Below are 26,590 nucleotides of genomic sequence, written 5' to 3' on the forward strand. Positions count from 1 at the left end.
ATGCTCCTGCACTATCCATACTAAGGGGAAAAGCAGAGATTACTATCAATAGCGCTGACAATACAGGACGATCATCAAGATGCAACCACAGCAGATACTAAAAAGGGGCATTCAGATGCCCCTTGAATAAAAAAGATGCGCTAACAATGGAATAATGCGTGTTCAGTACTTTACAAAAAATCTCACAAGAGGTATGCGCAATAGTTTAAAGCAAACAAAGAAAGTTTTTCAGTCTGCTAATCCAAAGGGCAAACACTTGCCAGGGAAGTGGTAAAAGCACGCTTCATAAATTCAAACTGCTCATTGGCTTCCATATGTTCACTCAATGAGTTCCTGGCAGAAAGAAAGCGTTTCTTCTCCGACTCTGTCATACCTTCATGATAAAGGTATAGCTTTTCAACTGGCTTCATCGCCGATTTTTCGCTTCTATAAAATTCATCCTCGGACATTGCCAGGTCAACCTTATCCCGAATTGAGCCATCCGGCATTATTTGAACAGAGACACTGGGAACATAGTTTGCTATCGGTCCATTTAGATTTAATATTTCTGGATTAAGCTCACTCAGCTTCTTGGCGATATAAACTTTCAGCTTATTATTTCTAACTTCCAGTTTTACAAACGGCTTTATTGTCTTGAACTTATCTTTATCCTCTTCAAACAATTGCACAGACGCCTCTAACATCACCAAACTCTGGGTGTTCAGAAAACGCTCATACTCCTCTAACTGGCAAGATGCTTGTGCATACTGACTGAAGAAAAAGGCGAGAACCAAGGCTGGTATTTTCATTGTTCCAATGATTATCCTTAATTTTTAAGTATTGGCCGCCCAACTCCATTAGGCGAATCTGACGTATATCACACCCTATTTTAGTCACCTTTTTTTCTTGGATAACCAATAGGTTCACATTTGCGGGATTCCCCACAGAAAATACGTAGCTTCCTTCTTTTTTCAGGCTATACACGCCATTAAAAGATAACAGGGAGAAGATGGGAAGAAAGACCGGAGCATTACCTCTAAAGATTTGCCCTCTATGCAGCCCAATGCAATAGCAATGAATTCTTCTTGATTAGCGATAATTATCCAGAATGATCGGGGGCAAGCTCGTAGCTTCCGACATCCACTCTTCCACACTCTCTCTAGCAAGAATCCTTTTTATCCACTGTTGGGTCAGGGGCCAACTTCGCATCTGAGGACGGTGTGAATAAAGTCTGATTACCGTGAGCACCAGTGCGAGATCGGCCAGGGAGAGATCACCAAACAGGTAAGGGCCACCACTAAGGTTAAGTTCTTGCTCTCAGCAACGAAACGATCGCTCTGCACATGTTTGCTCTTCCTTGGCCATCTGCCGTTTGTCGGAATAAAAAGCACTTTTAAAAGATAGCCGTGGACATAGCCCTGAGAGACCCGCATGCTGCCAGCTTAAGAAGGATCGCGCTCTAGCCCTCAGCAAGGGATCTGAAGGTAATAAACTCCCATCGCCAATATCATTGGCATATTCCATAATGGCCTGGGAATCAAAGATGATACTTTGGTTTTCCTCCAGTACAGGTACTGAGGCCGCTGGGGAAATTTCACCAATTCTACGAAGGTTGTCGAAAAGCTGTGGCTTGCGAATATCAACAGCCTATTCTTTAAACTCAATACCCAGCTCTCTTAAAGGAAGCCATGCTCGAAATGCCCAACTGGAGGCATTCGTTGTATCAATGTGTAAAACACGTTCCATGTATTGCCCTTGAAAATCTCAAGAAGCAATTGTATGCCGAGATAGCATGGTAATTACAATAAATTCAACTCTACTGCCGATAGATTTCTCAACCTATTGAAGCTTTCATTCCAAGCAAATATGCACAAAAAGACTAATCTGAAAAATCACAACAGAAAAAATGTCATCACCAGATCACTACTTATCCTCCATCCTCCACACATTTATTTAGACACCCTTCCCCTGGAAAAATATCAAAACAAAAAACCCGGCAGGAGCCGGGTTTTTTGGCTGACTTTTTGCTTATTTTAATCCAAGCACTTCTTTGCCCTGGATAAAAGTCACATCTACAGGAATATCTGCTTCAGCCAGTCGGTCCAAATCAGCCTGTAACTCGGGAGCAATAACTCCCTTCTCGGCAAGCAGGGTTTTAGCTTGATCGTAGTCACCATCGCCTTGGATAGTAAGAATCAAACTCGACAGGTTGGTCATAGCCTGCTGCATTTTTTCGAAATCCACGCTGTATTGCCCGGTTTTCGGGTCGCGAGTAAAGGCTCCCTGCTCCTTGAAGAAGTTAAAACGTACCATATTGGCTTTACCGTGTGCGCTGGCTGCACCAAAGCGCACACTGCGGAAAATACCCGCCAGGAAGGTAACATAGTTATCCATCAGCTCACCTTCTTGGATCTCCCCTTTCTCATGCAGGCGGGTCACCATATACAGGCCGAGAATATCCGCTTTACCTTCTTCCAGGGAGGAGGAGGTCTCCTTCAGTGCTTGACGCACATTCTCTCCGCCAGTGATAGTTTTCTTAATACCAAGCCCGTGAGCCACCTCGTGAAACATGGTGTTGGCAAAGAAAGCCGGGAATGTGATGTGCTTGCGCTGATCTGGAGCAATCAACACATCGCTGATGGGCACTAGAATCTTGTCGAACTTAGCGCGCATAGCATTTTTCAGCTGCAGGCGACGAGTGCCTTTAGCCAGTTGAACTTCTTCATCGTTAGGCAGATTAATGGCGATAGTTTTAGAACCCGCATTGCTGTGGCCCGCATAGAAGAGCACATCGTAGGCATTCAGGTCAGAATCAGTACCCGGCTCTTCAGCTTTGTACTTTTCCTCTACCGGCAGACCTTGTTGTAATTCAGGCAACAGCGCAGCGAACTTGGCTAGCTTCTTACTCCACTCTTTATCTTTGAGGAGAACATAAGATTCATAAGCCGTGCGATAGGCAAACATCTGGTCTTCGTAGTTTTCGATAGGGCCGATCACTACGTCGATATCATTTTCCTTCATATCCATCCAGGCCATATCACTGGGACGGAAATTATCGGTAAGCAACGCGTCAGCACGCATATCCAGGTAATTAGCGAATTCTTTACTTTCCGCCAGCGAAGCCGCCTGGCGCAGGAGATCCGCAGCCTTTTTCAGGTCAGCATTATAGGCTTTGCTGTAGGGAATCAACTCCAGTTTGCCTGCATCGTTGCGACGCACTAAAGAATAGAGGCCATCCTTTCCTGGCTGATCCCAGTTCTCAAATTCTTTACGGGTCATATCCGCCGGGTAAAAGTTGGCACCCAGGGGTTTGGAACCGTAGCCTGTAATAAACGGCTTGTTGTCATTCAGGCGATCCCAGGGGCCGTAATTAATCTCGGCAAATTTGCGCGCGCGGTTGTCTTCGATATCGGGCAGCAGTACTTCCGCCGGGCCATAGGACTGCAACCAGAACAGGCGATCCATGACCCGGCTGGCATCGATCAGTAAGCCAATCATTTTGCGCTGGTTCGCGGTGAGATCACTCATGTCAGCTGTGAGCTCTACCGGAACATAAATATCAAAGCGCTTATCGGCATTCTCGATCGTTTGCCCGGCGGGTGGCGCTACCGTCTCAGATTCAACGATCTGCCCCTCGGCTTCATCTTTACGGATTTCTTCGGCCTGCTTGTCTTTGCTACAGCCGCCCACCAGCGCCAGGGCCAGCAGTGCGGCAGCGATCTTGGTGGTGTGAAATGGAATGGTCATATCGCTCTGCCTATCGTTTTTTTGTTTCGGCGCCACATTAGTCTGGCAGCGCACAATTATCAAGATAGGCCCTCAAGGCTCCGTCACTTGGGTAGCCACAGAGGATTCCTCCCCGGTTCCAGACGTACGCTCCTGTTGCTGCATGCGCCACAGGGTTGCATAATGCCCGCCCTCCTCTAGCAGCTGACTGTGGGAGCCCTGCTCCACAATCTGGCCCTGATCCATCACCAAAATTTTATCGGCATCCACAATGGTGGAGAGGCGATGGGCAATTACCAGCGTGGTCTGCTCGCGGGCAATTTCCTTCAGGGAGGCGACAATGCTGCGCTCTGAACGGCTGTCCAGGGAGGAAGTGGCCTCATCAAATATCATAATTGGTGGTTTTTTGAGCAGTGCCCGTGCGATGGCGACCCGCTGCTTCTCACCACCGGAAAGCTTGAGGCCACGCTCGCCCACCAAAGTATCTACCCCTTGGGGAAGCTGACGAACAAAGTCCGAAAGGTGTGCATGGTGAATTGCGGCCATTACTTCCTCATCGCTGGCATCTACCCTCCCATAGCGCACATTTTCTCTGATCGACTGGTTGAATAGCACCGCATCCTGGGGCACCACACCGATCGCGCGACGCAGGGATTCCTGGCTGACGGTGCGAATATCCTGGCCATCAATACGAATAACCCCGTCACTCACGTCATAAAAGCGGAACAACAACTTAAACAGGGTCGATTTACCAGCCCCGCTGGCCCCCACGATCGCCACTTTTTGGCGCGGTAAAACAGAAAAACTGACATGGCGTAAAATTTCACGGTTGTCTTTGTAGCCAAAACGCACGGCATCAAATTCAATGCGCCCCTCCGGTACCAATAGATCCGGGGCTTCAGGCTTATCTGCCACCGCTGGCTTTACCGATAACAGGGAGAACATCTTTTCAATATTGGCCAAAGCGCCCTTCATCTCCCGGTAAACAAAACCGAGAAAATTCAGCGGAATAAATATTTGCATCATAAACGCATTAACCAGAACAAAATCCCCGATGGTCATCTGCCCTTTGGTCACACCTAGCGCTGCCAGTATCATCGCCGCACACGTAGCACTGGCGATGATCAATGCCTGCCCTGTGTTCAAACTAAACAGAGATAGGCGATTTTTACGACGAGCCCGCTCCCAGACTGCAAGCTCTCGATCATAGTGATTCGATTCATGCCGCTCATTGGCAAAATATTTTACCGTCTCATAGTTGAGCAGGCTGTCCACCGCACGGCTGCTTGCCTGGGATTCGGCCTCATTCAGGGCGCGCACAAAACGGGTGCGCCACTCGGTAGCCACTACAGAGAAACCGATATAAACAACAACAGCGACTACTACCACCAGGGCAAACACACCGCTGTAATTCCACCAAAGCAAACCGGCTACCATGGCAATCTCCACCAGGGTTGGCACGATATTAAACACCATAAAGCGCATCAGAAAGCCAATACCGCTATTGCCTCGTTCAATATCCCGGGAGAGACCGCCGGTGCGTCGGTCCAGATGAAAATCAAGATCCAACTTGTGGAGATGTTGAAATACCTCCAGGCCAACCCGGCGCTGAGCACGCTCAGTTACCCGGCCAAAAATGGTATCCCGTAATTCACCAAATAAGGTGCTGGAGAATCGGACTGCACCATAGGCCAATAAGAGCCCCAACGGCAGAGCAATGGCCTGAGCAATACCGCCGGCATTATCCAGATTATCGACGATATGCTTGAGGATAAATGGCAAGGTAACTCCGGCCACTTTCGCCCCAATCAAGCACAAAATTGCCAGGGCGACGGCCCGGCGGAACTCCAACAAATAGGGAAACAGGGTTTTAAGCGCACCCCAGTGCACCTCATCCAGAGCAACAGTGGACTTGGATCTCGGCATAATCATTTCCGGAAGGCAAAATAGCCGCCCATTATAAATAGACTGGATGAGTTATATAGACGCTCAATCGTTTTAATTGGCTAGACCCGAAGTCTTTGCTTCACTACCGAACCAACGCGGTTCACACCTTGGCTACCAAACCACCATCTACATTAATCGTTTCCGCGGTAATAAAACGGGAGTCATCAGAGGCCAGGAATACTGCCGCATTAGCTACATCGAGAGGGTAGCCCGGCCCCTTGAGCATCTGTGCGGGCTCGAGGAAGTTAGCAAAAACATGCTTGTCTTCGGCAGAGGTAACTGCTTCGGTGAGTATTTGCCCCGGGCGCAAGCAGTTCGCTCTTATATTGTGGCGGGCTCCAATCCCAGCAATATAACGGGTAAAGGCTTCCACCCCTGCCTTGGAAGCGTAATAAGAAGCCGAGGGCAGGAAACCGACTTGATCCAATTGGTTATCCGTGGGTGCGCTCTGTGCTGCAAGTGAGGAAACATTGATAATCGCCCCACCGCCGGCGCCGATCAGATAGGGCCAGACAGCCTTACTCATTAGGAAGCAGCCAGTCATATTGACTTTAAACACTTCCTCCCACTCTGGTAAGTTCTCATAAGGGAACATATTTGGGGCACCGGTGCCTGCACCGTAAAATAAGATATTAATTGCCTCATAACGGCTGATAACCTCCATCACAGCCTGGCTCACTAAGTTGTTATCAGTGACATCACAGGAAATATAAATGGCCTCCCCACCGGAAGACCGTATAGATTGTTCAACCTTACGCCCCTCTACAGCGCGCCGCGCCAAAATAGCAACTTTGGCGCCCTCCACCGCAAAGCGACGAGCAGTTCCCTCACCGATACCTTCATTACCGCCAACGACAATGGCGACTTTGCCCTGTAGTTTTTCTAGCATTTGTATAAATGCCTCTGATGTAATAAGAACTGGTGATTGTAAGATTAGCCAGAAAGGGGGAAAGAAGCCTAAATAATCTAACGCGAACACTTAACCCCTAAGCAGAGATAAAGCGAAAATTAAATAACCAAGTGAAAATTAGAATAGATTGAAAATATAGATTCCTTAGGAAGGCTCAACATAAAGATTCAGCACTCACCCACCAACACCCCATCTATCTTGAAGGCAGTCATCGAACTAGCCGCCTTAAACCACTAAGTACCTTGTAAGTAAAAAAGAAAATTACAAGCCACAAAGAGAATGGACCCACAAAGCAATTTAATAACAATCCAAATAATAAATATGTACAAATCTTTGATCTTCAGAGGGCGCTCATCAGCAGGAATAATGATTCACTTTGCGAGCGCTCTCATTTTACTCAGTCTTTTAGTTGACCTTAGGGATCGCATTTATACTTGCCAGAAGTCCATTCGGAATCAATGGACCACCTCTGGCCAACTGGGCAGCATGGGGGTTGGTACGAGGGGGAACATGGATGAAATTTCTCCATTCATATAGTCTTAGTATAGGTGACAACCTATTCATAATGGCTACTCTTAAACAAACCTCCAGCTCACCATTTGAAAATCCAGTACCGGTATTAAGGGACCTGGATGTTCCTGAAAATTCTGCATTCGGTTTGCCGTTAAACCTCACCGTAAACCCACAGAAATCATCTTCTGAGGATGCCAAGCGTCTAGGCTCATTAATAATTTCACGTGCCAAGATTTGATGGCTGGTATTCCCGCTACCAGTGCCACCATGAACGATCGGAGCTACATTCCTTGTACCGACAAATTGAGGGAATGTATTGGTCTGCAGAGGTGTTCTCGTATTGTAATGGGGATTTGTTCCTGCAGCGCCACACAAATCGATAATCCCTGTCGTTATTTCCATCACTCCGGTATAAGCATAATCTACTTGAACAATCGCCAAGTTACTAAGCGCCGCGTGACTCAATCCCACATTAAATGGATACATCCTTAGGTAGGTTCTTGCCATAACTTCTATCTCCAAAAATGGCTTGGCTGTTTTAAATTGACATAAAGCAGCCCGCAAAGCCAAATCTACTCCTAATCCCTACCTATTCACATCGCACCCTTTCATTCTTTATAAAAATTATCCTCTCCTAACCCTTCTTTACATTTAAAATATACTTTCATGAATGAAGGCCCCACAAAAAAACAAGCTCCCTGATCAATGAGCCTTGGGCTACCCTTCATACATCTTAGCTAGGAATGTGTAAATCAATTAATTTCCATTATTGCTCATCAATTATGACTTAAGTCTACTCACAATTCTTTTTACTTTGTGAGCCAAACGGAATAATCATTTTCAATTTATGTAGTAGTTTCCAGTAAGCTAACCCTTACCTTTAGGCTTATTCGGCCCACGCTTCGCATCGATTTCTATGTACTCGATAATTTTACCAGCAACATCAATATCTGAAGCATTTTCAATACCCTCAAGCCCTGGAGATGAGTTAACTTCGATGACTAGTGGGCCGTGTGCTGAGCGCAGAATATCGACTCCGGCCATATCAAGCCCCATCACTCGTGATGCACTAACTGCTAATCTACGTTCCGTCGCGCTGAGTTTGACCATTTCGGCGCTACCGCCGCGGTGAAGGTTTGATCTATATTCGCCCTTGGCAGCTTTCCGCTGCATTGCAGCCACCACCTTTTCACCAACGACAAAGCAGCGAATATCTGAGCCACCGGCTTCCTTGATAAATTCCTGCACAAGGAAATCAGAGCCGATACCGCGAAATGCGTTGATAAGCGCTTCCGCTGCTTTTTGAGTTTCTGCCAGCAACACGCCATTGCCCTGTGTGCTTTGAGTTAACTTAACAATTAGGGGCGCACCACCGACAGATTCAATCAATGGTGCAGTTGCCCTTGCGGAGTGCGCATAGCTTGTGACGGGTTGACCGATGCCTTTTCGAGCTAGTAATTGATGCGCTCGCAACTTGTCTCTTGAGCGTGTAATTGCAATTGATTCATTGATTGAGTAGGTATTGGCTACCTCAAACTGCCTTAGAACCGCACAACCATAACTTGTAATACTTGCTCCAATTCTAGGAATTATTGCGTCGAATGAAAGCTCTTCAACATAACTTTCCTTGCCCTGATAATAAACATTGGGATCATTGGCGGTGATGTTCATGAAGCACTTAAGCGCATCAATCACCCGCACTTCGTGACCACGTGATGTCGCCGCTTCCACAAGTCGACGGGTAGAATAGAGTTTTCTGTTTCTAGATAGTATGCCAATCTTCATATTTATTCCCTTGTTATATGCTTACAAATATCGGTGATGCAAAGCAAGCCTGTATAAAAAGCTTTGAAAAAGCCATCATTAACCAAGCATACCCAATTTCAAATTCGAGAGAAACCTTAAAAAACAGTACAATTAACATATTGTTTAAATATCAACTTATAAAGCCTTCGCCTCTTTATTAAACAACAAATATCTTCATACCTCATCAATTTGTAATATCACGCACCAGGTAAACTATCTACCTTTTTCTAAAACTCAGCTTTTGCCGGGCAAAGAAAGGAGAGAAGACTCCCCCCTTATAGGTAGAAATATTTTCAAAAGCTATATAGTATTTTCACAACATACTTAGCATTCAATGGGCATTACCCTCGATCCAGACTTAATTTGAGGAAGAAAAAGTTCAATCCATTTTTTTGGCCGTCGGTTGACTCTGACTTGAATCTATTATCCATTTTTTAATCCGTTATTGTACTAGAGTCACCGATTCAAACTGTATAATAGTTTCTTACTATTTCCTGGCAATTGCACTTCTTCCGGCCTACCTTCCATCTCAGGTTACCAACTTGGAAAGATTATGAATGCTTTGCAAAAATGCGTTGAGAAGCTGGCCATCCAGGATTTACTGGCAAGATACACCCTTTGCATCGACAACCATGATGCCACTGGTTGGGCCTCTCTCTTCACTGAGAACGGGCGCTTTGAAAACGGTACACTTATGATCAAAGGGCGGGAAAAGCTGCGTCAATACCTGGTTGTTCACAGCCAGCTGGGCACACGACACATCACCTCTTCACCTCACTATGAAATTTCTTCCGATGGAATCAGCGCCATTGGTAAAGCGACAACGGTAGTTATAGGTGCCACCCGAGCAGGCTACCGCGTAGTGATGGCTGGGCAATATGACGATGAACTGGTCAAAATCGGTAGTAACTGGCTATTCCTGCGCAGGAGTGCAGAGGCATTTGGTTTACCTGAAGAACCAGAATTTTCATTGCTCAGTGCAGATCAGGAATCTGCACATTTAATAAAACCCTTATTAGATGCATGGCAGCAACTGGGCGAACCCATCAAGTATTGATAGCATCATTTGCCGAGAGACGTTTTCATAACTTGAAATCGTCTATTCTCACGCATTTACATAGAAAAAAGTCCAGCAATAGTGAGCCGATTCAAGTCAGAGTAAACCGACGATCAATGGAAATTGAGAGGACATTGCCTTCTTGGGCCAAAAAGAGGAAAGGGTTCAAAAGTAAATGGTGGCGGACGATGGTAAAGGTATTCCACGGAGAGGCACCATTACTTCGGCCTCACCAGCGAAAGTGAAGTTATTACACCCATAACTTGATGCTCCGTATAAAAATACAAAAATTTATCGCTTAGTGTATGACAAAGCGGCGGTCTCTGATCATCTTCGAGATAGATTGTCTAGTCGTTGAATCGACCTTATCTTTCCACACAGGAGAAATAGGGAAAAAGCCTCAAGGCAGGATGGTAGAAAGCTCAGAGAGCAAGCTCGCCACTGAAAGTTGAGCGGACTTTTGCATGGTTGGTAAATTACTGTCGTTGGTTGTTAGATGGGAGCACTATTTGTCCTCTTATCGTGTTTTTTCTATATTCCATGTATGTTGATTTCGTTAAAGAAATGATGAGATGGCTTCTAGGTCCCTATGACGGTTGCACGAGCAACCAAAGGCACAGTAAGACTTCGGATATAAAAATCAATCAGAATTCAACAAGTTAGCGCTCTACCAAAACAGAAATAAAACTTACTGTATTCTATGCTTGCCCTGAGGAGAGGTAATCGCTTCAATCAGTATCTGCATAGGCCTTAAGTAATTGGCTCTGATATTGTGATCTGTTCCAATTTCGACAATATAGTAAATAATGCCTCCCAAACCTGCCTTATAGGTCTAATAAGAGAGTGAAGATAGAGCTTCAATTACGCATTAGTCAGTGCACTTTGTGCAGCGAGCGGAAACACATTGATAACCTGCCCCACTCCCTGCGCTAAGCTGCAATGTTTCGATAACGAAATAAAAGAATTAATGTGCTTTAGCTCCAGCTCTGGCTATCCATGCTTTACATGCACCACAAGGAGGTCTTCTATCCGATTTACCTTTGTGCTTATTGGGCTGACGAGCCGCAAAGATACTGTCTTTGATAGATTGGCTGTTTTCTCCTGATCTACGCCGCTGGCTGAATGCCTTTCTCAGGCAGTCTACCTCAGCACAGGTTCGGCCAAAGATATATCGGTCCACATCCAGTTCTGTCGGAATAGTGCTCCAAATCGTATTCGGGATATGTCCTTGACTGGTTCCATTCCCCGTTGATCCTTCAAACCACTGTTCTAATACACTGTCGTACATAACTGCTACCATACTGGGTGTATTCGAGCCATTTCCGCCACGATCCCTGGCTAGTGTTCTGACTTTATTGACGGCCTGATTTCCCAAATTTTGGGCAGATCCAGCCTTAGGTACTGTCTGAATATATTTCACATATTTCTGGCAGTGCAACATTGGCCGGCGCTTAGGGGCTATCCCCTTGTAGATAGGACCAAACTGACTGATAACATTGTGGGCATGGTAATAGGCATGCTCCATCACCGGAGGAGGTAGCGGAGAACCATTTTCAACAACAAAAATACCACACTTATTACACTGAAACTTATGATGATATTCTGGCATTTCGTATATCCTTTACTTTAACCCAATTTAATTAAAATATTAAAAACTGCTCTCTTCGATTTTCAAAGAAAGCTATACGTCTTTTAACTGAAAAGGCATCTCTTAGTCGAGGATAGATCTATTTTTGTTACATCAAATAAATATAAAAAATATCTACCCATTAAATCTGACCAAAAATTCTTTGGCAGTGAGTATTAACGTTACTGCTAGCTCGCTAGTGTGAATCTAAAAATCGCAGTAGTATTTACACTGTTACCTTCAGCCTGGCTCTATAGCTTCAAAGTCGTCCTCGCGCAGACGCATGGTTCCATCTTCTTGCAGGACCCAGAGTTCCCGAGTGATAACTCCTTGCGCGTTGTTCATCTTCCATTTACTGGTGAGAACTGTTGAGGAACCATCAAGTACCTCAATCTCGGTATCCTGATAAGCCACATTAGAGAATCCCTGAGCCACTAGGTTTTGCCAAAAAGCTTTTATCTGCTCCCGACCATGGAATACACCAAACGGCCTGGCATTCATTTGAGCATTCTGTTCATACATTGAAGCGCAACCCTCAGCATTCCCATGATTAAAAAATGACTTCCACTGCTCGCTGGCCACAATAGTTTTCTCAATAAGTAGCTTGTTCATATCTGATTCCTCTAGATAAAGGCTTGATCCTTAATTTGCATAAGCATATTGCCCTGTTGCAACCCCTGTGATAAACCCGCATTTAATCAAATTAGTGTTTAGCGAAATTAAACTATGAAACCCAGCCTAGAGGACATGCAGATATTTTTAGCCGTAGTAGAGGCCCGCAGCTTTACTGCTGCAGCAGACAAGCTGGTACGTACCAAGTCGGCAATCAGCCAGGCAGTGACTAGATTGGAAGAAGATCTCGGCACAAGATTGCTTTACCGGAGCACCCGCTCGCTTTCCCTGACTGAGACAGGAACCCAATTCTACGCTCACTGTCGCGAGATCCGGGATATCTACAACAACGCCCTGGCCGATTTAAAAAGTAGTAACAAGGAACTCTCGGGCATGCTGACAATCACAGCTCCCCACGCTCTCTGTGAGCCGGTTATAGTCCCTGCAATTAGGCAGCTTAACGAACAGCATCCACAACTGGGGGTTCGTTTGTTGGCGGATGATGTCCAAATGAATTTGATTGACGCCCAAGTAGACTTGGCCGTCCGGGTAGGCAACTTGGATATGCAATCCGCCAAAGTATCAAAGCTGGGAATACTCCGGGAAAGCCTCTATGCGAGTAGAGGATATATAGAGCAACAGGGAGGTGTACCTGAAGATCTCACCGAATTACTCAAATGGCAACACATCATCAATGACTGGCAAGGCACCCCGGTGAAATATCAGCTGGATAGTAAAAAAGAAATTCGAGTTATTCCAAAGATACGCTGTAACTCCCTACATGACATTCTACAAATGACAACGATAGGTTTAGGGATTGCGAGACTACCAGACATTATTGCAGCAAAATTGGTAAGGGAAGGTCTTCTGAGGCATCTAGCTACAGTAGCTTCAACGCCCGTTCACTATATGCACCTTTTTTCTAAAAGGCCTCCGCCAAAAGTTCAACATTTCACCAAGATTTTGAGAACATTAATGTCAGCTTATCACTAGCTTCCGAGTTATCTTCGACTGAGGACCTAACAAGCATAGGTAGACCTTGCACTTGATATTCAATAAAATTCCACTATGGATGAAAAGAACAAATCCTATTGATAGGATCAATTTTCAAGTGCCAGGGTTCTTCCCCGCTCCACAAAAGAGCGCTTTAAAAATTCAGAGGCGCTAACCCCCAGCTCTTCTCTGAAAGCTCGTGAAAACTGACTGGTACCGTTAAATCCACAGTTGAATGCCACCTGCAAAATACTGGCATCGCGCCCTGCGGCCAACAACTGGGCCGATGCCGCCTCCACCCTGGCGCGCCGCAGCACGTTGATATAAGAGGTATTATGATATCGCATTGCTCGATGTAGATATGAGGGAGAGATGCCCAGTGAAGTGGCCAACTGGGGAGCGGACAAGTCTACGTCACAGCAGTATTTTTGAATTAACCGGCAGGCTTGATAAAAAACAGCGTTTAAGCGACTTGGAGTTTCCGCCTCAGCCTGCAAATTACCACGACTCTCCTGGATGCAGGCAATTATCAGTTCAGCAATCGGGTTAAAAAGTATCTCTGGAGAGGTAAAAGTGCATTGCTGCTTGGCTTGGGGAAACAATAACAGGTAATTGCGCAACAAAAGCCCAGGCCCATTACTGCCATCGATTTCCAGGGGGCGGTTATCCGCGGGGCCAGACCGAAACGTCTCAAGTTTATGCCGCGGAATCCGGCATAACAACGAACGACTCTCATGCACTAGGTCATGAGTAATCGTCTGCGCCAAATCTACCAGGTAGAGACCACCTGGGTTCAGCGGAGTAAAAAACTTACCACGCTGTATGGCGCCACGCCCCGACAACAAATAAATCAATGTGTAATTCGCATAACCATCACTCAAATGATTATTCGCTCGTCGAAAAGTGTTTCCTGAAAAACAGGCGCGGGCAAAAGAATCGCCAGTATTCGGATTTGCAGAAACCGCAAATTCTCCAAAATACTCGCGACAGTGATGAGATTTCAGTAAAAGCTCACTGCGGTAAGGTAGACCTGTTTCCATCAGATCTTTCCAGCGACGCCAACGCTCTTTGGGTGGGAAGCTTTCAGTCTTTGCCACCCAATCAAAAAACGGTTTTTTAGTGACGCCGCCTATAAACTCATTCTGCATGGCGCGCTTATCCTTAAGCTATCCACATTTGACATTAAACCAGAAGAATAAATTTTGGTTCAATTTTATGGAGACGAGAATAGATTCTCAATGAAATCTCTCTTGCAAAAAAGGCAGTCTACGGCCAGCCGCTGCATAAAGCGTAACTCGTTTAAATAAAAAGCCCCTCTATCACCCACCTCCAGTTTGGCCTTATAGCGGTATCAAAATATTCATTTGGAATCCTAATTATTACTCCAAGTCTAAATACCCAACTACCATAACCACCATATCTGTAGGGCGATATAAAAATATAGCGGAGTCATCAATGGCAGCTTGATTCCCACCAGCGTGGAGCATGGTGATAAAAAATGACAACAAATAAGAAAAGTGTATCAAATACACCTATGTTTTGTTGGAAGAAGGCACCTGCAATAGATATACACTCTGAAACGCTCAGTAAAAGCTATTTCCAAAAACATCTCCCCATATCAATTATCAGGATAGAAAAATGAATGATTTTCAATTAATCAAAGATCGATTTGCAATTAGTGATCTGCTCGCTCGCTACACCTTAACCATTGATAATTGTGATGCCCATGGTTGGGCGTCACTATTTACACCTGATGGCCGTTTTGAACATGGCAATCGTGTGATTCAAGGAAGGGAAAAACTAGAGCGCTATGCCGTAATCCACAACAAACTGGGGAGCCGACATATCACTTGCTCGCCACTACACCATATTTCGGAAGATGGACAATCTGCCTCAGGCAAAGCAACCACCGTGTTTATCTTAGCGACCCGGTCTGGTTATCATGTTGCTGTAGCTGCAGAATACCGGGATAAATTGGTCAAGATAGATGGCAACTGGTTATTTCAATGTCGACGTGGTGATGTGGCTAAGTTGCCGGAAGATCCTGACTTTCCAATTATCACTGCTGATCCGGATACTCGCGATCAGATAAGTCTATTGGAGGATGCTTGGAAGGACCTGGGTGAACAGATATCGGATTAATACTGCCACCTAGTAGGAACCCAAAAATCTTAAATTGTAAAATACCCCTCCAGAACGAGACTAATTTAATGTCCTCAGTGGCACATCATCCCTGCGCCCAATAGAAGCACCCAGTATTTTTACCAGAAACTCGGTTAACACTCCGGCCGTAAACCCCCAGATTTCGTAGTCACCAAACTGATAGGCAGGCAGATAAATAGGCTGATCATCAATTGTGACTCGATCTGTGCGGATACGGGGATCGGCGAGAAAGAACGACAAGGGTACACGAAAAATGGCGTCCAGCTCACCGGGATTGGGGCTGAGGTGGGTATCCGGAGGAATTACCCCCACCCAAGGAGTAACATGCACCTGCCAACGCGTGGTGCGGGGCCACAGGGGGCCAAGCATCCGCACTTGGCTCATGGGAAGAGCCACTTCCTCTTCAGCCTCGCGCAAGGCCGTGTACTGCAGGGAGGGATCGGTAGCATCCCAGCGTCCTCCCGGCAGGGAAACTTCGCCAGAGTGGGTGGAGAGCGTATCGGCGCGCTTGGTCAGTACTACATGAGGATCCGGCTCTTCAGTGAGTGCGATCAACACGGCAGCGTGACCGTACAACTCCGGTCCCGTTGGTACACCAGCCTCCAATTCCTCAATTTGCTGGGAAATTTTTTTCTCAATAATCGATAACATATACACTTGCCCTGCCCCCTTAACAACGAAGGCTCCCTAACTTTCATCATACTAATTCCCGGTGATAACACCGAGTTGTATGCCGCAATTCCCATTTGCGGCTCCCTGCCTGTTACTGCCGTTCAGCCGCACCTGTGTCCTGCTGCGACTGAGGGGTATAGCCCCCCTTGAGCTTTTCCCTAATCGCCTGCACCAGAGCGTAATACACCGGGACCAGTAGAGTGGCAAACAAGCTGGCGGCCAGCATGCCGCCAAACACCACTAGGCCCAGAGAAATACGGCTCACAGCACCGGCACCAGTGGCTACCAATAACGGTATCACTCCGAGAATAAATGACATCGCCGTCATCAATACCGCTCGGAAACGCAAACGAGTGGCGGAAATCGCGGATTCGGCAATGGACTTGCCTTTATCGCGCTCCACACAAGCGAATTCAACAATCAGAATGGCGCTCTTCGCTGCCATGCCAATTAACAATACCAGGCCAATCTGGGTATAAAGATTATTAATGGAGCCCGCCAACCACACCACCAACATGGCACCACAAATAGCAATAGGTACACACAAAAGCACGGCGATAGGGATACTCCAGCTTTCATACTGGGCCACCAGAAACAGGTACACAAATATAATGGCCAGACTGAACAGAATTGGTGCCAAATTACCCGAGGTAACCTCCTGTAAACTGATCCCCGTCCACTCGTAACCATATCCTTCGGGCAATCTGGAGGCCAATTCCTCCATGGTATCCATAGCCTGGCCGCTGGAATAACCCGGCGCCGGCGCGCCGTTAATAGTCACACTGTTATAAAGGTTATATCGAGTAACGGTCTGTGGGGCTACGACAGGTTCAATAGTAGAAACAGAGGTGATCGGTACTAAACCACCACTATTAGCGCGCACATAAAAGCCCGCCAGGTTTTGTTCATCATCTCGAAATTGCGCATCCGCCTGGGCAATAACACGGAATACTTTGCCGTATAAATTAAAGTCATTTATGTAATAGCCCCCCAGGAAAGTCTGTAAGGTCGAGTAAACTTCCGGTAGCGGCACGCCAAGCACATGGGCTTTCTCCTTATCGATCTTCAATTCCAACTGCGGTGTAGCCGCCTGGAAACTGGTGAAAGCCTGGGATATTTCGGTGCGCTGGTTAGCGGCACCCAGTAGATCGAAGAGTACTTGGGATAATTCCGTAATACTGCGTCCCTGCAAATCCTCCAAAACAAATTGAAATCCTCCAACAGTGCCAATACCTGGCAAGGCTGGTCTAGCAAAAGACATTATCTGCGCATTGGGGATCTGCGACAGTTTTTTCTGTACCCGCTGCATAACAGCAAACTGATGATCCTCTTTACTGGGGCGATCATCCCAGGGTTTTAATACGGCAAACATCACAGCAGCATTGGAAGCGACATTATTGGTGAGAAGATTGTATCCGGGCACCCCCACTACATTCGCCATAGCGGGCTCTTCCAACAATATTTCCGCAACCTGATTCACCACTGGCCCGGTGCGCTCCAGAGAGGAGCCATCCGGAAGCTGCACATGCAGCATAAAATTTCCCTGGTCCTCATCGGGAATAAACCCTGTGGGAATACTTTTGAATAGCCAAAAGGCCAGTAGGAAAATACCGATAACAGAGACAATCCCGATCAAAGGTATTTTTACGCAGGCTTTTACCATACCCACATAAAAGTTGGTGGAGCGATGCAGTCCGCGGTTGAAAAAACCAAAAATGCCGGTCTCTTTAACCCCTGCCACTTCGCCATCCTTACCCACCTTGAGAATACTGGCGCAGAGTGCCGGACTTAAAGTAAGTGCATTCAGAGAGGAGATTGCCACTGACATAGAAATGGTTATAGCGAATTGCTGGTACATTTTTCCGGTGATACCTGGCATCAACATCACTGGCACGAAGACTGCAAATAATACCAGAGTTGTGGCAATCACCGGACCAGTCACTTCGCGCATGGACTGCAACGCGGCCTCTTTTGGCATCAGACCTTCGCTCATAAGGCGTTGGGTGTTTTCCACCACAATAATCGCATCATCTACCACAATACCGATTGCCAGGATCAGCGCGAACAAGGTGATGGTATTAATGGTCATGCCAAACGCCAACATTAAGGCAAAAGTACCGATCAGGGACACCGGGATGGCTATCGCGGGAATGAGGGTCGATCGCCAATCCTGTAAAAATAGGAAGACCACCACAATCACCAGGATCAAGGCGATAAATAGTGTCAGTACTACCTCCTTGATAGAGGCCTGCACAAACAGAGTGGTATCGTAGAAAATCTCGGCCTTTAAGCCGCTAGGGAAACGCTGGGATAACTCATTCACCTTGGCTTTAATGCTTTCGGCTACATTAATCGCATTGGCATCCGGCAGTTGATAAACACCGATTACCGCCGATGCTTGGTTATCCAATTGCCCGTAGGAGGAGTAGGACTCACTGCCCAATTCCACCCGCGCCACATCTTTCACCTTGACCATGGCGCCATTAGGCTTGGCGCGAATGGTAATATCCTCAAATTCCTTAGGGTCGACTAAACGCCCCTGCACCAGGATGTTATATTGAAACTGCTGATCCTTGCGGATAGGAGGTGAGCCAATCTGCCCTGCCGCTACCTGCACATTTTGCGCCTGTACCGCACTGATCACATCTTGGGTAGTGACATCCAAAGAGGCCATCCGGTTCGGGTCCAACCACAGACGCATTGCATAATTGCGCGAGCCAAAAATCACTACACCGCTCACACCCAATACACGTGCCAACTCATCCTTTAAATAAATTTCCGCATAATTTGCTAAAAATAAGTCATCGAATTTTTGATCTGGTGAAAATAAATTAACCAATAACAAGAGAGTACTGCTCTGCTTTGACACCACTACGCCATCGCGCTTTACATCCTCTGGTAATTGTGGCGTAGCCTGCTCCACTCGATTCTGGACATTGACCTGAGCAATATCGTCGTCATAACCGGACTTAAACGTTACCGTGAGACTATAAGAACCATCGTTGCCACTGGTGGAGGACATATACTCCATACCCTCGACCCCGTTCACTTGGGATTCAATGGGTACGGCAACACTATCGCGCACAACTTCGGCGCTGGCTCCAGCGTAATTGGCGGCGACGTTAATGGTGGCTGGAGTAATTTCAGGAAACTGAGCAACGGGCAACATTGGCAGTGAAAGGATGCCCGCAAGGGTGATCAGAATAGAGATAACAAAGGCGAATCGGGGCCGCCGTATACAAAAAGCACTGATCATAAAAGCGTTAAGAGCCCCCCGCCCTGGGTGGGCTATTTATAATCATCGACTTCTCCCTCGTATCGATGGCGTTCGCTGTCTTCAACACCTTCAGGAAGCTCCATGTCATCCGGCAACAGCGTCCCCTGCCCTCCACTAATTGGCTGTTTTGAACTCGGTTTTTTCTCCGGTGAGCTGCCTCCGCGTGCAGGCTCCGCCGGCTTTTCTGTCACGTCATAGGGGTCGCGTGGGGTGTTTTGCGGAGTCACCGGTTTACCTGCAACAACCCGCTGCAGGCCGTTGACGATCACCGACTCACCGACAACCAGACCGTGATTAACCGCCCATAGCTCACCCTCCCGCTGCCCCAGGGTGACATAGCGCTTTTCCGCGATATTTTTCTTACCAAGAACGAAGAGATAACGCCCCTGCATGTCCTCCATCACCGCCGATTGTGGCACCAGTGGCTTTAGCGCTTCGCTGCCGGTATATAAACGGATGGAAACCCGCGCAAACTGCCCCTGCACCAACAGACTGCCTGGGTTAGGGAAAAGCGCGCGCACGGCCACAGAACCGGTATTCGGATCTATCTGGTTGTCGATAAACACAATCCGCCCCTCATAGGGGTAATAGTTGCCATCCGGCAGCTCTATGCGTACATCCAACCTCGTAGGTGGCAGCCCCTCCCGACGGCGGCGCTCAGCATCCACCTGCACGGCGTAGAGCTGATTCTCAGGAACCTCAAACAATACATAGATCGGGTCCATCTTGACGATGGTAGTGAGTGGGTCCGAGTTGGGCCCCACCAGAGAGCCTTCGGTATATTGTGTGCGGCCAATGCGACCGGTAAGTGGCGCGTATATTTTTGTATAGGAAAGATCCAACCGGGCACTTTCCACTTTGGCGCGATTTGCATCTACTTGGGACTTGGCCTCTTCGAAAGTGCCCAGCAGTTCATCCATCTGCACTTGGCTGATTGCGCCCGTCGCCACCAGTTTGCGACCACGGCGATAATTGCGCTCAGCGATACGCAGTGATGCCTCGGCACGTTCCAGGTTCGCGCTCTGGTTATCCAGCTCGGCAACGAAGGGGCGCGGATCTATTTCAAATAACAGGCGCCCTTCCTTGACGGTTTCCCCCTCCCTAAAATCGCGACTTTGGATATAGCCTTCTACACGTGGGCGCACCTTATACTCATCGGTAGCTTCTACCCGGCCAACATATTCAAAGCGCGGAATGACAGGCTGCTCACGCACCACTAACACCTCTACGGGAGGCGGCGGTGGTGTCTTTTTCTCATCGTCTTTGCCGCCACAGGCCAACAAGGCGATCACTAAGAGCCCAAAAAATAAAATACGCGCCATAGTGAAGCAGGCACCGCCTTATGAACTTCAACATCTTTAACAACTATAGGCGTCAAAAAGCTGGGAGCTGGCGCTGGAATCTTGCATAGGTATACTGACGCCATGAAATTCTGTAGCCAATGCGGTAGCAATGCCGTCACATTTTCCATCCCCAAAGGGGATGACCGCCCACGCCACCTGTGTGGCAGTTGCGGCACTATTCACTACATCAACCCGCGTGTGATCGTCGGTGTTTTGCCCTACCTGGAAGACCGAGTATTACTGTGCAAACGTGCCATTGAGCCGCGCCTGGGACTGTGGACCCTGCCCGCCGGCTTTATGGAAAACGGGGAAACCAGTGAAGAGGGGGCATTGCGGGAGTCTTGGGAGGAAGCTCGCGCCAGTATTCGTGTGGATGAACTCTATTCGATTTACGACATTCCCCATATCAATCAAGTCTACCTGATGTATCGCGGAGAACTGACCGATACCAATTTCGGCCCTGGACCGGAGTCATTAGAGGTATCGCTATTTCGCCAGGAGGAAATCCCCTGGGGTGAAATTGCCTTCCCGATTATGCATAAGACCCTCAAGCACTATTTCGCCGACACAGAACAGGGGCAATACCAGCTGCACCGAGGTGTTATTTCGCGGAAACTATAGTGGCTCCGCAAGCCACGCGAATAAACAGCGCTGATTGAGGGCGCTGGGCGGGAAAAGTACTAACCCTGCTCAATAAATATAAAAAGGATGTTTCGATGAAATACGCCTACATGCTTGCGGTCCTGCTCTTGGTGGGCGTGGGCTTACCTATGATTATTCCTGGCCCCGACGGCAAGCCGATAATGTCCCCCCAGGATTGGCTACCAGATCAACAGACCCTGGACTCAGTACGCCAGCAAGGCCAGCGCGCCTTTCAGGCGGTGAGCGACAGCACACAGAAGTCAGCCGGGCAATTGGAAACCCTGGTGGAGTCCAGTGGCCTTTTGCCGGAAGAGCAAAACAAGCCAACCAGGGAAGTATTTAGCTGGCAGGATAGTGAGGGGAACTGGCACTTCTCTGACTCGATCCCCGAGGGGATGGATACCGATGTGCATATTCACCAGATAAAACCTATCAATACCCTGCCCGCCAGCCAGACTGGTGGCGACCTAAAACCGCAAGAGCCCCAAGCGCAACTCCTGCAGGAAAATAGCGGAAGCGAAAACCGAATCTCACAAATTTTGAAAGAGGTTCAGGCACTAAAAGAAAAGAGCCAGCAGCGACAACAGGCACTGGATAACCTCTAAAACCCTCTCAAGCGAATGGCAGGATATCGATCATATCCTGCTTTTAGAGGTTTTTACCGCCACAACGGCTATCCAGGCGCCAAAGATCGAAAGCCGGTTCTTCATAGGGGTGCGCCTGGTACAGGGCCTCAAGGGCCGCATCCACAGACTCATCGGCACACACCATCTCAACCCGATATTCCTCCACTTGTTCAACCTGCCCGGATTCGCCAATAAATGGCTGGCTACCCTCTAATGGACGAAATTGGCCAACACCCAAAACCTGCCAGCAACAACTGTCGTAATCTCCAATTCTGCCGGCTCCAGCGTCAAACAGGGCTTGTTTCACAACTTCCAGATGCGTTGCGGGTATATAGATGCAAAGCTTATGCATTCCGGTTATTCACTTTTCACAGATGGATAAAGCTAAGGGGCCATCAGGGCCCCTTAGTAGTGCATTACGATTGAAACGCTTTAGAACAACAGTGTCATCAGCTTGCGCTGATATTGGGTGGCGATAGGGTCGCCGGCACCCAGGCTTTTCACGATATCGAGAAATGCCTGCTTGGCCGCACCATCGGCAAAATTCATATCCTTGCGCAGGATATCCAACAACAGCTCCAAAGCTTCCTGATGGCGGTTGGCCTGGCTGTACTGAACCGCCAGCTTATAGGCAGAATCATAATCTTGCGGGTTTTGCTCCAAGGCTTTTTGCAGCGCCTGAATTTCCGGTGTATCCGCCGCCTTTTGCTTCAGTTCCAACTGAGCCATTAAGCGCTGGTATTCTGCATCCTGGTCCGCCAGAAGGATTTTACCGAGCACCGTTTCCGCTTCCGGTGTGCGGTTTTGATCGAGTAATAACGCCGCCAACTGCTTAGCGATATCCACCCGCTCGGAGGACTCGCTATACGCCTGACGCAACAACGGCAGGGCTTCATCCACTTTACCCTCGCCGATCAGGGCTTGGGCCTGCTGCAGTTTGATATCCCAGGGTTTTGGCAGATATTTATCGAGCATTTCGCGGATCTGGCTCTCCGGCTGCGCCCCGGCAAAGCCATCCACCGGCTGCCCCTCTTTAAGCAGCATGACTGTGGGTAGGCTGCGCACCCCCAGCTGGCCGGCGATCATCTGCTCAGTGTCGGCATTCACTTTGGCCAGGAGAAACTGGCCCGCGTATTCATTCGCGAGCTTTTCCAAAACCGGCATTAACTGTTTGCACGGTTCACACCAATCGGCCCAAAAATCCACCAAGACCGGGCGATTCATGGATTCTTCGATGAGTACCTGCTGGGCGTTTTCTGCCGTTACATCGACAATAAAATCGTTCACAAACTCTCCTGAGTAATGTCTTGCTATTCTGCTGTTGTTCTAGCGGTAGAGTGTATCCGTGCCGTAAGCCAGCTCAAGGGATTCCCGCTCAACTTTGCGCAGCCCCTTTACCACCAGGCCATAGGAGCGATCCGCCATCCGCTCAATTTCATAATCCGGCACTGTGCCATCGAGCAATACAGTATTCCAGTGCTTCTTGTTCATATGGTAACCCGGTAACACACCGGGAAAGATATCCCGTAGGGCCTGGGCCTCATCGGGATCACACTTCAAATTGGTGGCATCTACTTCACGATAGCGGCTGAGAGTAGCGAACATACGCCCCTTGATCTTGAACACCGCAACCTCCGGACCAAAAGGGAAATCCTCGATCACTTCGGGCCGGGCGAGTAGATAACTTCTCAGTTCCGCTCTTTGCATCATTGGGCCCTACCAATCCAGCGAGGAGGGTAAGCGCGGCGAAGACAACAGCTTAGCGAAGCGCTGCCAGCGCTCTTCTGCGCTGTTGGTATCCCGCTCCACATAATCCGCTACCAACTTCTTGCCCCAGTTGTAATTAATCACATAGGCACCGTAGGCATCGACAAAATCTTTGCGTTGTTTTGCCTTAGCAGGGCTCATCAGAGTGTATTTTTCAAACAGAGCCGCTACTTGATCAGCGGCAATTTCACCGTCGATATACTGGCGCGCAATTTCATTACCGGCAAAACTAAGCTTATCGACTAGAGCCATTACCCGATCATATTTCGGTGCACTTTGCGGATCCAATCCGGCGAGGGGATAAAGCACCTTCATTTCGAAGTGGGTTTTTTCCTCTCCGGGAAAAGCCAGCTCGATACCGTAATTGGCACTGCCTTCAGCGATCAAAGATTGGGGGCTGAACAGCGGATAGACGCTGTATTCCACCCAACCGTGCTCCTTTACCAAAGTCTGTTCTAACAGAGCGTTATAAGTGTGATGGCCCGGGTAGCCCTCATGGCAGCCCAGGTCGATAGCGCGATCAATGGTGATCGGCAAGCCGCGATTCACCTGTATCAGGCTATGCGAACTTCCCTGGTACCAGTTATAACCGCTCCAGGGTTTGTCGCTGACATACTCCAGGGCAAAATTTTCATCCTGCGGCAGCGGGATATAGTGCTTAGTACGCAGGCGACACTCCGCAATCGCCGCATCAAAAACCCCCTGAAGCTTATCCGCAGGAATTTCATACCGTTGGCGAAACGCCTGTACTCGCGTACTCAAAGGCCCCTCTCCGGGCAACAGTTCATTCAACTCCTGCAACAGAGGGTCGAAACTGGAGTAGTCCTGCCTTGGGGGCTCGGTGTCGTAGAGCTCGCGGGCCTCTTTGACAAAGTTACGCTCGCTTTCACCAGCAAGGCTGCGGGCGTGAGCCACTAGTGCCGCCAGTTGAGTTCGCAGGTAGTGCAGACGCAGACCGTCAAGGGAACCATCCGCCGTTCCCTCCCCAGGTAGCTGAGCGATCAGGGCACTGCCGCGTTTGGCAATATCCGCCGGGCTGGCCTGGCTCTGCTCTGCCTGTTCTCGCCACTGCGCCGGGCCATAATAAGCGTCGACATAACTTTTATCGTGATTACCCAATTCCAGCACCAAGGCAACATAGTCCCTGGCCACAGAGCCCATCGACATATCTCCGTTCCTTTTATCTGCGGCCAGTACCGCCTCGACATCTGTTGCTTTCTGTAACTTTGCCTCCTGGGGTTCTTTACCCTCACAGGCGACAAAGAATAATGATGCGGCCAGTACAGGAATCAGGCACGCCGCCTTTACCACTCGTTTCATTATTGTTTCTCTCGGAATTGATTTCTTATTAGATAATTTGCCGGGCTAAGAGGTTAGGGAAGCCAGGCCCCTTCCCAAAATATCGGGGCCTGCCGGCTAAGAACCTCAGTTCTGGCGACCGGGGTTTTCCTGGGTGGCATTATCTTGCTTCTCGGTGCTCTCGGACTGGGCCCTGCTACCCTCCCCTTCCTCGACCGCCTCATCTTCTGTCTGGGCATCAAACTCCTCGGAAACCGGCGCAGCGCGCAGTACCAGGAAACCAGCAATGCCGGCGATTACAGAGGCCAGTAAAATGCCTGCCTTGGCCTGAATCAGCAGGTTACCCTGACCGCTAAAGGCCAGCTCGGAGATAAAGATCGACATGGTAAAGCCAATACCGCCGAGCAGTGCCACGCCGACAATATGTTGGAAGCTGGCCAGCTTAGGCAATTTGCCCAAGCCCAATTTCCAACCGATCCAGGTGGCGCCCACAATCCCAATGAGTTTACCGAACACCAGGCCCGCGATAACCCCAAGGGTCACCGGATTAAACACTGCAGCGGAGCTGGTGAAACTGTCGAAGGGGATTCCCGCATTGGCCAAGGCAAAGATGGGAATTACCAGAAAGCCCACGGGAATATGCAGGCGGGTTTCCATACGCTGCAAGGGAGACTGCGCCAGATTTACACCATTACCTAACGCCATAACCCGAGCGCGCAGGGCGTCGTTGGCAATAATTTTATCTCCGGGACGAAAACAGCGATCGAAGCTGCGGATGATATCTTTAACAAAGGTACTAAAGGCCACTGGATCGTATTTAGGTTTAGCCGGCAGCGCCATGGCGGTAATAACACCCGCAATGGTGGCATGTACCCCTGCCAGATAAAACTCATACCACAGCAGAATCCCCACGAATACATAAGCCGGAGAGTTGCGTACGCCTGCGGCCTTGAGCAACCACATAATCACGATCAGGCAGCCTGCAGCGATAAGCGCTGCCACATTCACCTGTTCGGTATACCAGATGGCAATTACCAGGATGGCGCCCAAGTCGTCCACAATCGCCAGCGCGACCAAAAAAGTCACCACCGCACGGGGAACCCGGTTGCCCAGCAGCGCAATACAACCCACAGCAAAAGCGATATCCGTCGCCATGGGAATGCCCCAGCCGCGCTCAGCCTCACCACCAGAGTTGAAAGTGCTATAAATCAATGCCGGCACCACCATGCCGCCAATGGCCGCCATTACCGGGAGAACCGCCTGGCGCAGGTCAGATAACTCCCCCACCATAAATTCGCGTTTTAATTCAAGCCCTACCAGGAAAAAAAAGATCGCCATCAGTCCATCGTTAATCCAATGGTGCAGAGATAGAGAAAACTCCCAATCTCCTGCACTTAGGCTGATGGGCATATGTAGTAAGTGCTTATAAGTATCTTCCAAAGGGGAATTTGCGATAATTAACGCCGCCAATGCAGAAAGCATCAGTAAAATGCCACTGCTGCTTTGTCGATGGATGAACTCTTCGAAAGGTGTCACCAGGCGCCCAAATGCCTCTTCCAGCGGCGCCTCAAAAACCTTTCCTTTGCGAACCTTGAACTTGTTCAGAACGCTTTTTGCCATCGACAAACATC

General features: G+C 48.4%; 23 protein-coding genes and 1 pseudogene. 5 read left to right on the forward strand and 19 right to left on the reverse strand.

Translation table 11 applies throughout. The annotated features are described in order from the left end of the window. Positions 1–236: 236 nt before the first annotated feature. The 8 genes and pseudogenes from LC073_RS08095 to rimK form a co-directional block, all read right to left on the reverse strand. The gene (locus LC073_RS08095) at positions 237–788 is read right to left on the reverse strand and encodes a hypothetical protein (RefSeq protein ID WP_226645921.1); all 552 of its coding nucleotides are present in this window, start codon (positions 786–788) and stop codon (positions 237–239) included. 280 nt (positions 789–1,068) lie between these two features. After that, a pseudogene (locus LC073_RS21920) lies at positions 1,069–1,275 on the reverse strand (glutathione S-transferase); the annotation flags it as partial. Between the two features lie 21 nt (positions 1,276–1,296). After that, a complete protein-coding gene (locus tag LC073_RS21925; RefSeq protein ID WP_226646210.1) occupies positions 1,297–1,617 on the reverse strand; it encodes a glutathione S-transferase family protein in 321 nt (106 codons plus the stop codon). A gap of 390 nt (positions 1,618–2,007) precedes the next feature. Then, positions 2,008–3,726 (reverse strand): dipeptidyl-peptidase 3 family protein, encoded by a 1,719-nt coding sequence (locus LC073_RS08105; RefSeq protein WP_226645923.1) that lies wholly within the window; start codon positions 3,724–3,726, stop codon positions 2,008–2,010. A 72-nt stretch (positions 3,727–3,798) separates the two neighbouring features. Next, positions 3,799–5,631 (reverse strand): ABCB family ABC transporter ATP-binding protein/permease, encoded by a 1,833-nt coding sequence (locus tag LC073_RS08110; RefSeq protein ID WP_226645925.1) that lies wholly within the window; start codon positions 5,629–5,631, stop codon positions 3,799–3,801. A 121-nt stretch (positions 5,632–5,752) separates the two neighbouring features. Next, positions 5,753–6,541: an SDR family NAD(P)-dependent oxidoreductase gene (locus LC073_RS08115; protein WP_226645927.1), complete on the reverse strand. Its 789-nt coding sequence runs from the start codon at positions 6,539–6,541 to the stop codon at positions 5,753–5,755. Positions 6,542–6,967: 426 nt separating this feature from the next. Further along, positions 6,968–7,645 carry a hypothetical protein gene (locus tag LC073_RS08120; protein WP_226645929.1) on the reverse strand — a complete coding sequence of 226 codons (678 nt, stop codon included), beginning with the start codon at positions 7,643–7,645 and terminating at the stop codon, positions 6,968–6,970. Between the two features lie 297 nt (positions 7,646–7,942). Then, positions 7,943–8,860, reverse strand: coding sequence for a 30S ribosomal protein S6--L-glutamate ligase (rimK, locus tag LC073_RS08125; RefSeq protein ID WP_226645931.1), 918 nt, complete (start codon positions 8,858–8,860; stop codon positions 7,943–7,945). Between the two features lie 574 nt (positions 8,861–9,434). On the opposite strand from rimK, the gene LC073_RS08130 reads away from it, so the two are divergent. Continuing rightward, positions 9,435–9,938, forward strand: coding sequence for a nuclear transport factor 2 family protein (locus LC073_RS08130; protein WP_226645933.1), 504 nt, complete (start codon positions 9,435–9,437; stop codon positions 9,936–9,938). 964 nt (positions 9,939–10,902) lie between these two features. On the opposite strand, the gene LC073_RS08135 is transcribed toward LC073_RS08130, so the two are convergent. Next, a complete protein-coding gene (locus LC073_RS08135; RefSeq protein WP_226645935.1) occupies positions 10,903–11,547 on the reverse strand; it encodes a hypothetical protein in 645 nt (214 codons plus the stop codon). Positions 11,548–11,805: 258 nt separating this feature from the next. Further along, positions 11,806–12,177 carry an isochorismatase gene (locus LC073_RS08140; RefSeq protein ID WP_226645937.1) on the reverse strand — a complete coding sequence of 124 codons (372 nt, stop codon included), beginning with the start codon at positions 12,175–12,177 and terminating at the stop codon, positions 11,806–11,808. Positions 12,178–12,291: 114 nt separating this feature from the next. Between LC073_RS08140 and LC073_RS08145 the strand changes: the two genes are divergently transcribed. Continuing rightward, entirely contained in the window at positions 12,292–13,170 is an 879-nt protein-coding gene (locus LC073_RS08145; RefSeq protein WP_226645939.1) for a LysR family transcriptional regulator, read from the forward strand. A 107-nt stretch (positions 13,171–13,277) separates the two neighbouring features. On the opposite strand, the gene LC073_RS08150 is transcribed toward LC073_RS08145, so the two are convergent. Further along, complete coding sequence (locus tag LC073_RS08150) at positions 13,278–14,318, reverse strand: AraC family transcriptional regulator (RefSeq protein WP_226645942.1); 1,041 nt, start codon at positions 14,316–14,318, stop codon at positions 13,278–13,280. A gap of 490 nt (positions 14,319–14,808) precedes the next feature. Here LC073_RS08150 and LC073_RS08155 point away from each other — a divergent pair, with 490 nt between their 5' ends. Next, positions 14,809–15,312: a nuclear transport factor 2 family protein gene (locus LC073_RS08155; RefSeq protein WP_226645944.1), complete on the forward strand. Its 504-nt coding sequence runs from the start codon at positions 14,809–14,811 to the stop codon at positions 15,310–15,312. Positions 15,313–15,372: 60 nt separating this feature from the next. On the opposite strand, the gene LC073_RS08160 is transcribed toward LC073_RS08155, so the two are convergent. The 3 genes from LC073_RS08160 to LC073_RS08170 all read right to left on the reverse strand — a co-directional run bounded on the left by LC073_RS08160 (position 15,373) and on the right by LC073_RS08170 (position 20,604). Then, entirely contained in the window at positions 15,373–15,984 is a 612-nt protein-coding gene (locus LC073_RS08160) for an NUDIX hydrolase (RefSeq protein WP_226645946.1), read from the reverse strand. A gap of 112 nt (positions 15,985–16,096) precedes the next feature. After that, positions 16,097–19,261 carry an efflux RND transporter permease subunit gene (locus tag LC073_RS08165; RefSeq protein ID WP_226645948.1) on the reverse strand — a complete coding sequence of 1,055 codons (3,165 nt, stop codon included), beginning with the start codon at positions 19,259–19,261 and terminating at the stop codon, positions 16,097–16,099. 32 nt (positions 19,262–19,293) lie between these two features. Further along, positions 19,294–20,604: an efflux RND transporter periplasmic adaptor subunit gene (locus LC073_RS08170; protein ID WP_226645951.1), complete on the reverse strand. Its 1,311-nt coding sequence runs from the start codon at positions 20,602–20,604 to the stop codon at positions 19,294–19,296. A gap of 102 nt (positions 20,605–20,706) precedes the next feature. On the opposite strand from LC073_RS08170, the gene LC073_RS08175 reads away from it, so the two are divergent. Continuing rightward, the gene (locus LC073_RS08175) at positions 20,707–21,246 is read left to right on the forward strand and encodes an NUDIX hydrolase (RefSeq protein ID WP_226645953.1); all 540 of its coding nucleotides are present in this window, start codon (positions 20,707–20,709) and stop codon (positions 21,244–21,246) included. A 95-nt stretch (positions 21,247–21,341) separates the two neighbouring features. Then, positions 21,342–21,872: a hypothetical protein gene (locus LC073_RS08180; RefSeq protein WP_226645955.1), complete on the forward strand. Its 531-nt coding sequence runs from the start codon at positions 21,342–21,344 to the stop codon at positions 21,870–21,872. 43 nt (positions 21,873–21,915) lie between these two features. Here the strand turns inward: LC073_RS08180 and LC073_RS08185 are convergent, their stop codons facing one another. The 5 genes from LC073_RS08185 to nhaA all read right to left on the reverse strand — a co-directional run bounded on the left by LC073_RS08185 (position 21,916) and on the right by nhaA (position 26,579). Continuing rightward, positions 21,916–22,245 carry a YqfO family protein gene (locus LC073_RS08185; RefSeq protein ID WP_226645958.1) on the reverse strand — a complete coding sequence of 110 codons (330 nt, stop codon included), beginning with the start codon at positions 22,243–22,245 and terminating at the stop codon, positions 21,916–21,918. Positions 22,246–22,325: 80 nt separating this feature from the next. After that, positions 22,326–23,180, reverse strand: coding sequence for a thioredoxin (trxA, locus tag LC073_RS08190; protein WP_226645960.1), 855 nt, complete (start codon positions 23,178–23,180; stop codon positions 22,326–22,328). A 39-nt stretch (positions 23,181–23,219) separates the two neighbouring features. Further along, positions 23,220–23,600, reverse strand: a complete 381-nt coding sequence (locus LC073_RS08195; RefSeq protein ID WP_226646212.1) for an MmcQ/YjbR family DNA-binding protein — start codon at positions 23,598–23,600, stop codon at positions 23,220–23,222. Positions 23,601–23,609: 9 nt separating this feature from the next. After that, positions 23,610–24,980, reverse strand: a complete 1,371-nt coding sequence (locus tag LC073_RS08200; protein ID WP_226645962.1) for a hypothetical protein — start codon at positions 24,978–24,980, stop codon at positions 23,610–23,612. A gap of 105 nt (positions 24,981–25,085) precedes the next feature. Next, complete coding sequence (gene nhaA / locus LC073_RS08205) at positions 25,086–26,579, reverse strand: Na+/H+ antiporter NhaA (RefSeq protein WP_226645964.1); 1,494 nt, start codon at positions 26,577–26,579, stop codon at positions 25,086–25,088. Between the last annotated feature and the right edge of the window lie 11 nt (positions 26,580–26,590).

The sequence above is a fragment of the Microbulbifer variabilis genome, from assembly GCF_020524905.1.
GTDB classification, from domain to species: Bacteria; Pseudomonadota; Gammaproteobacteria; order Pseudomonadales; family Cellvibrionaceae; genus Microbulbifer; species Microbulbifer variabilis_A.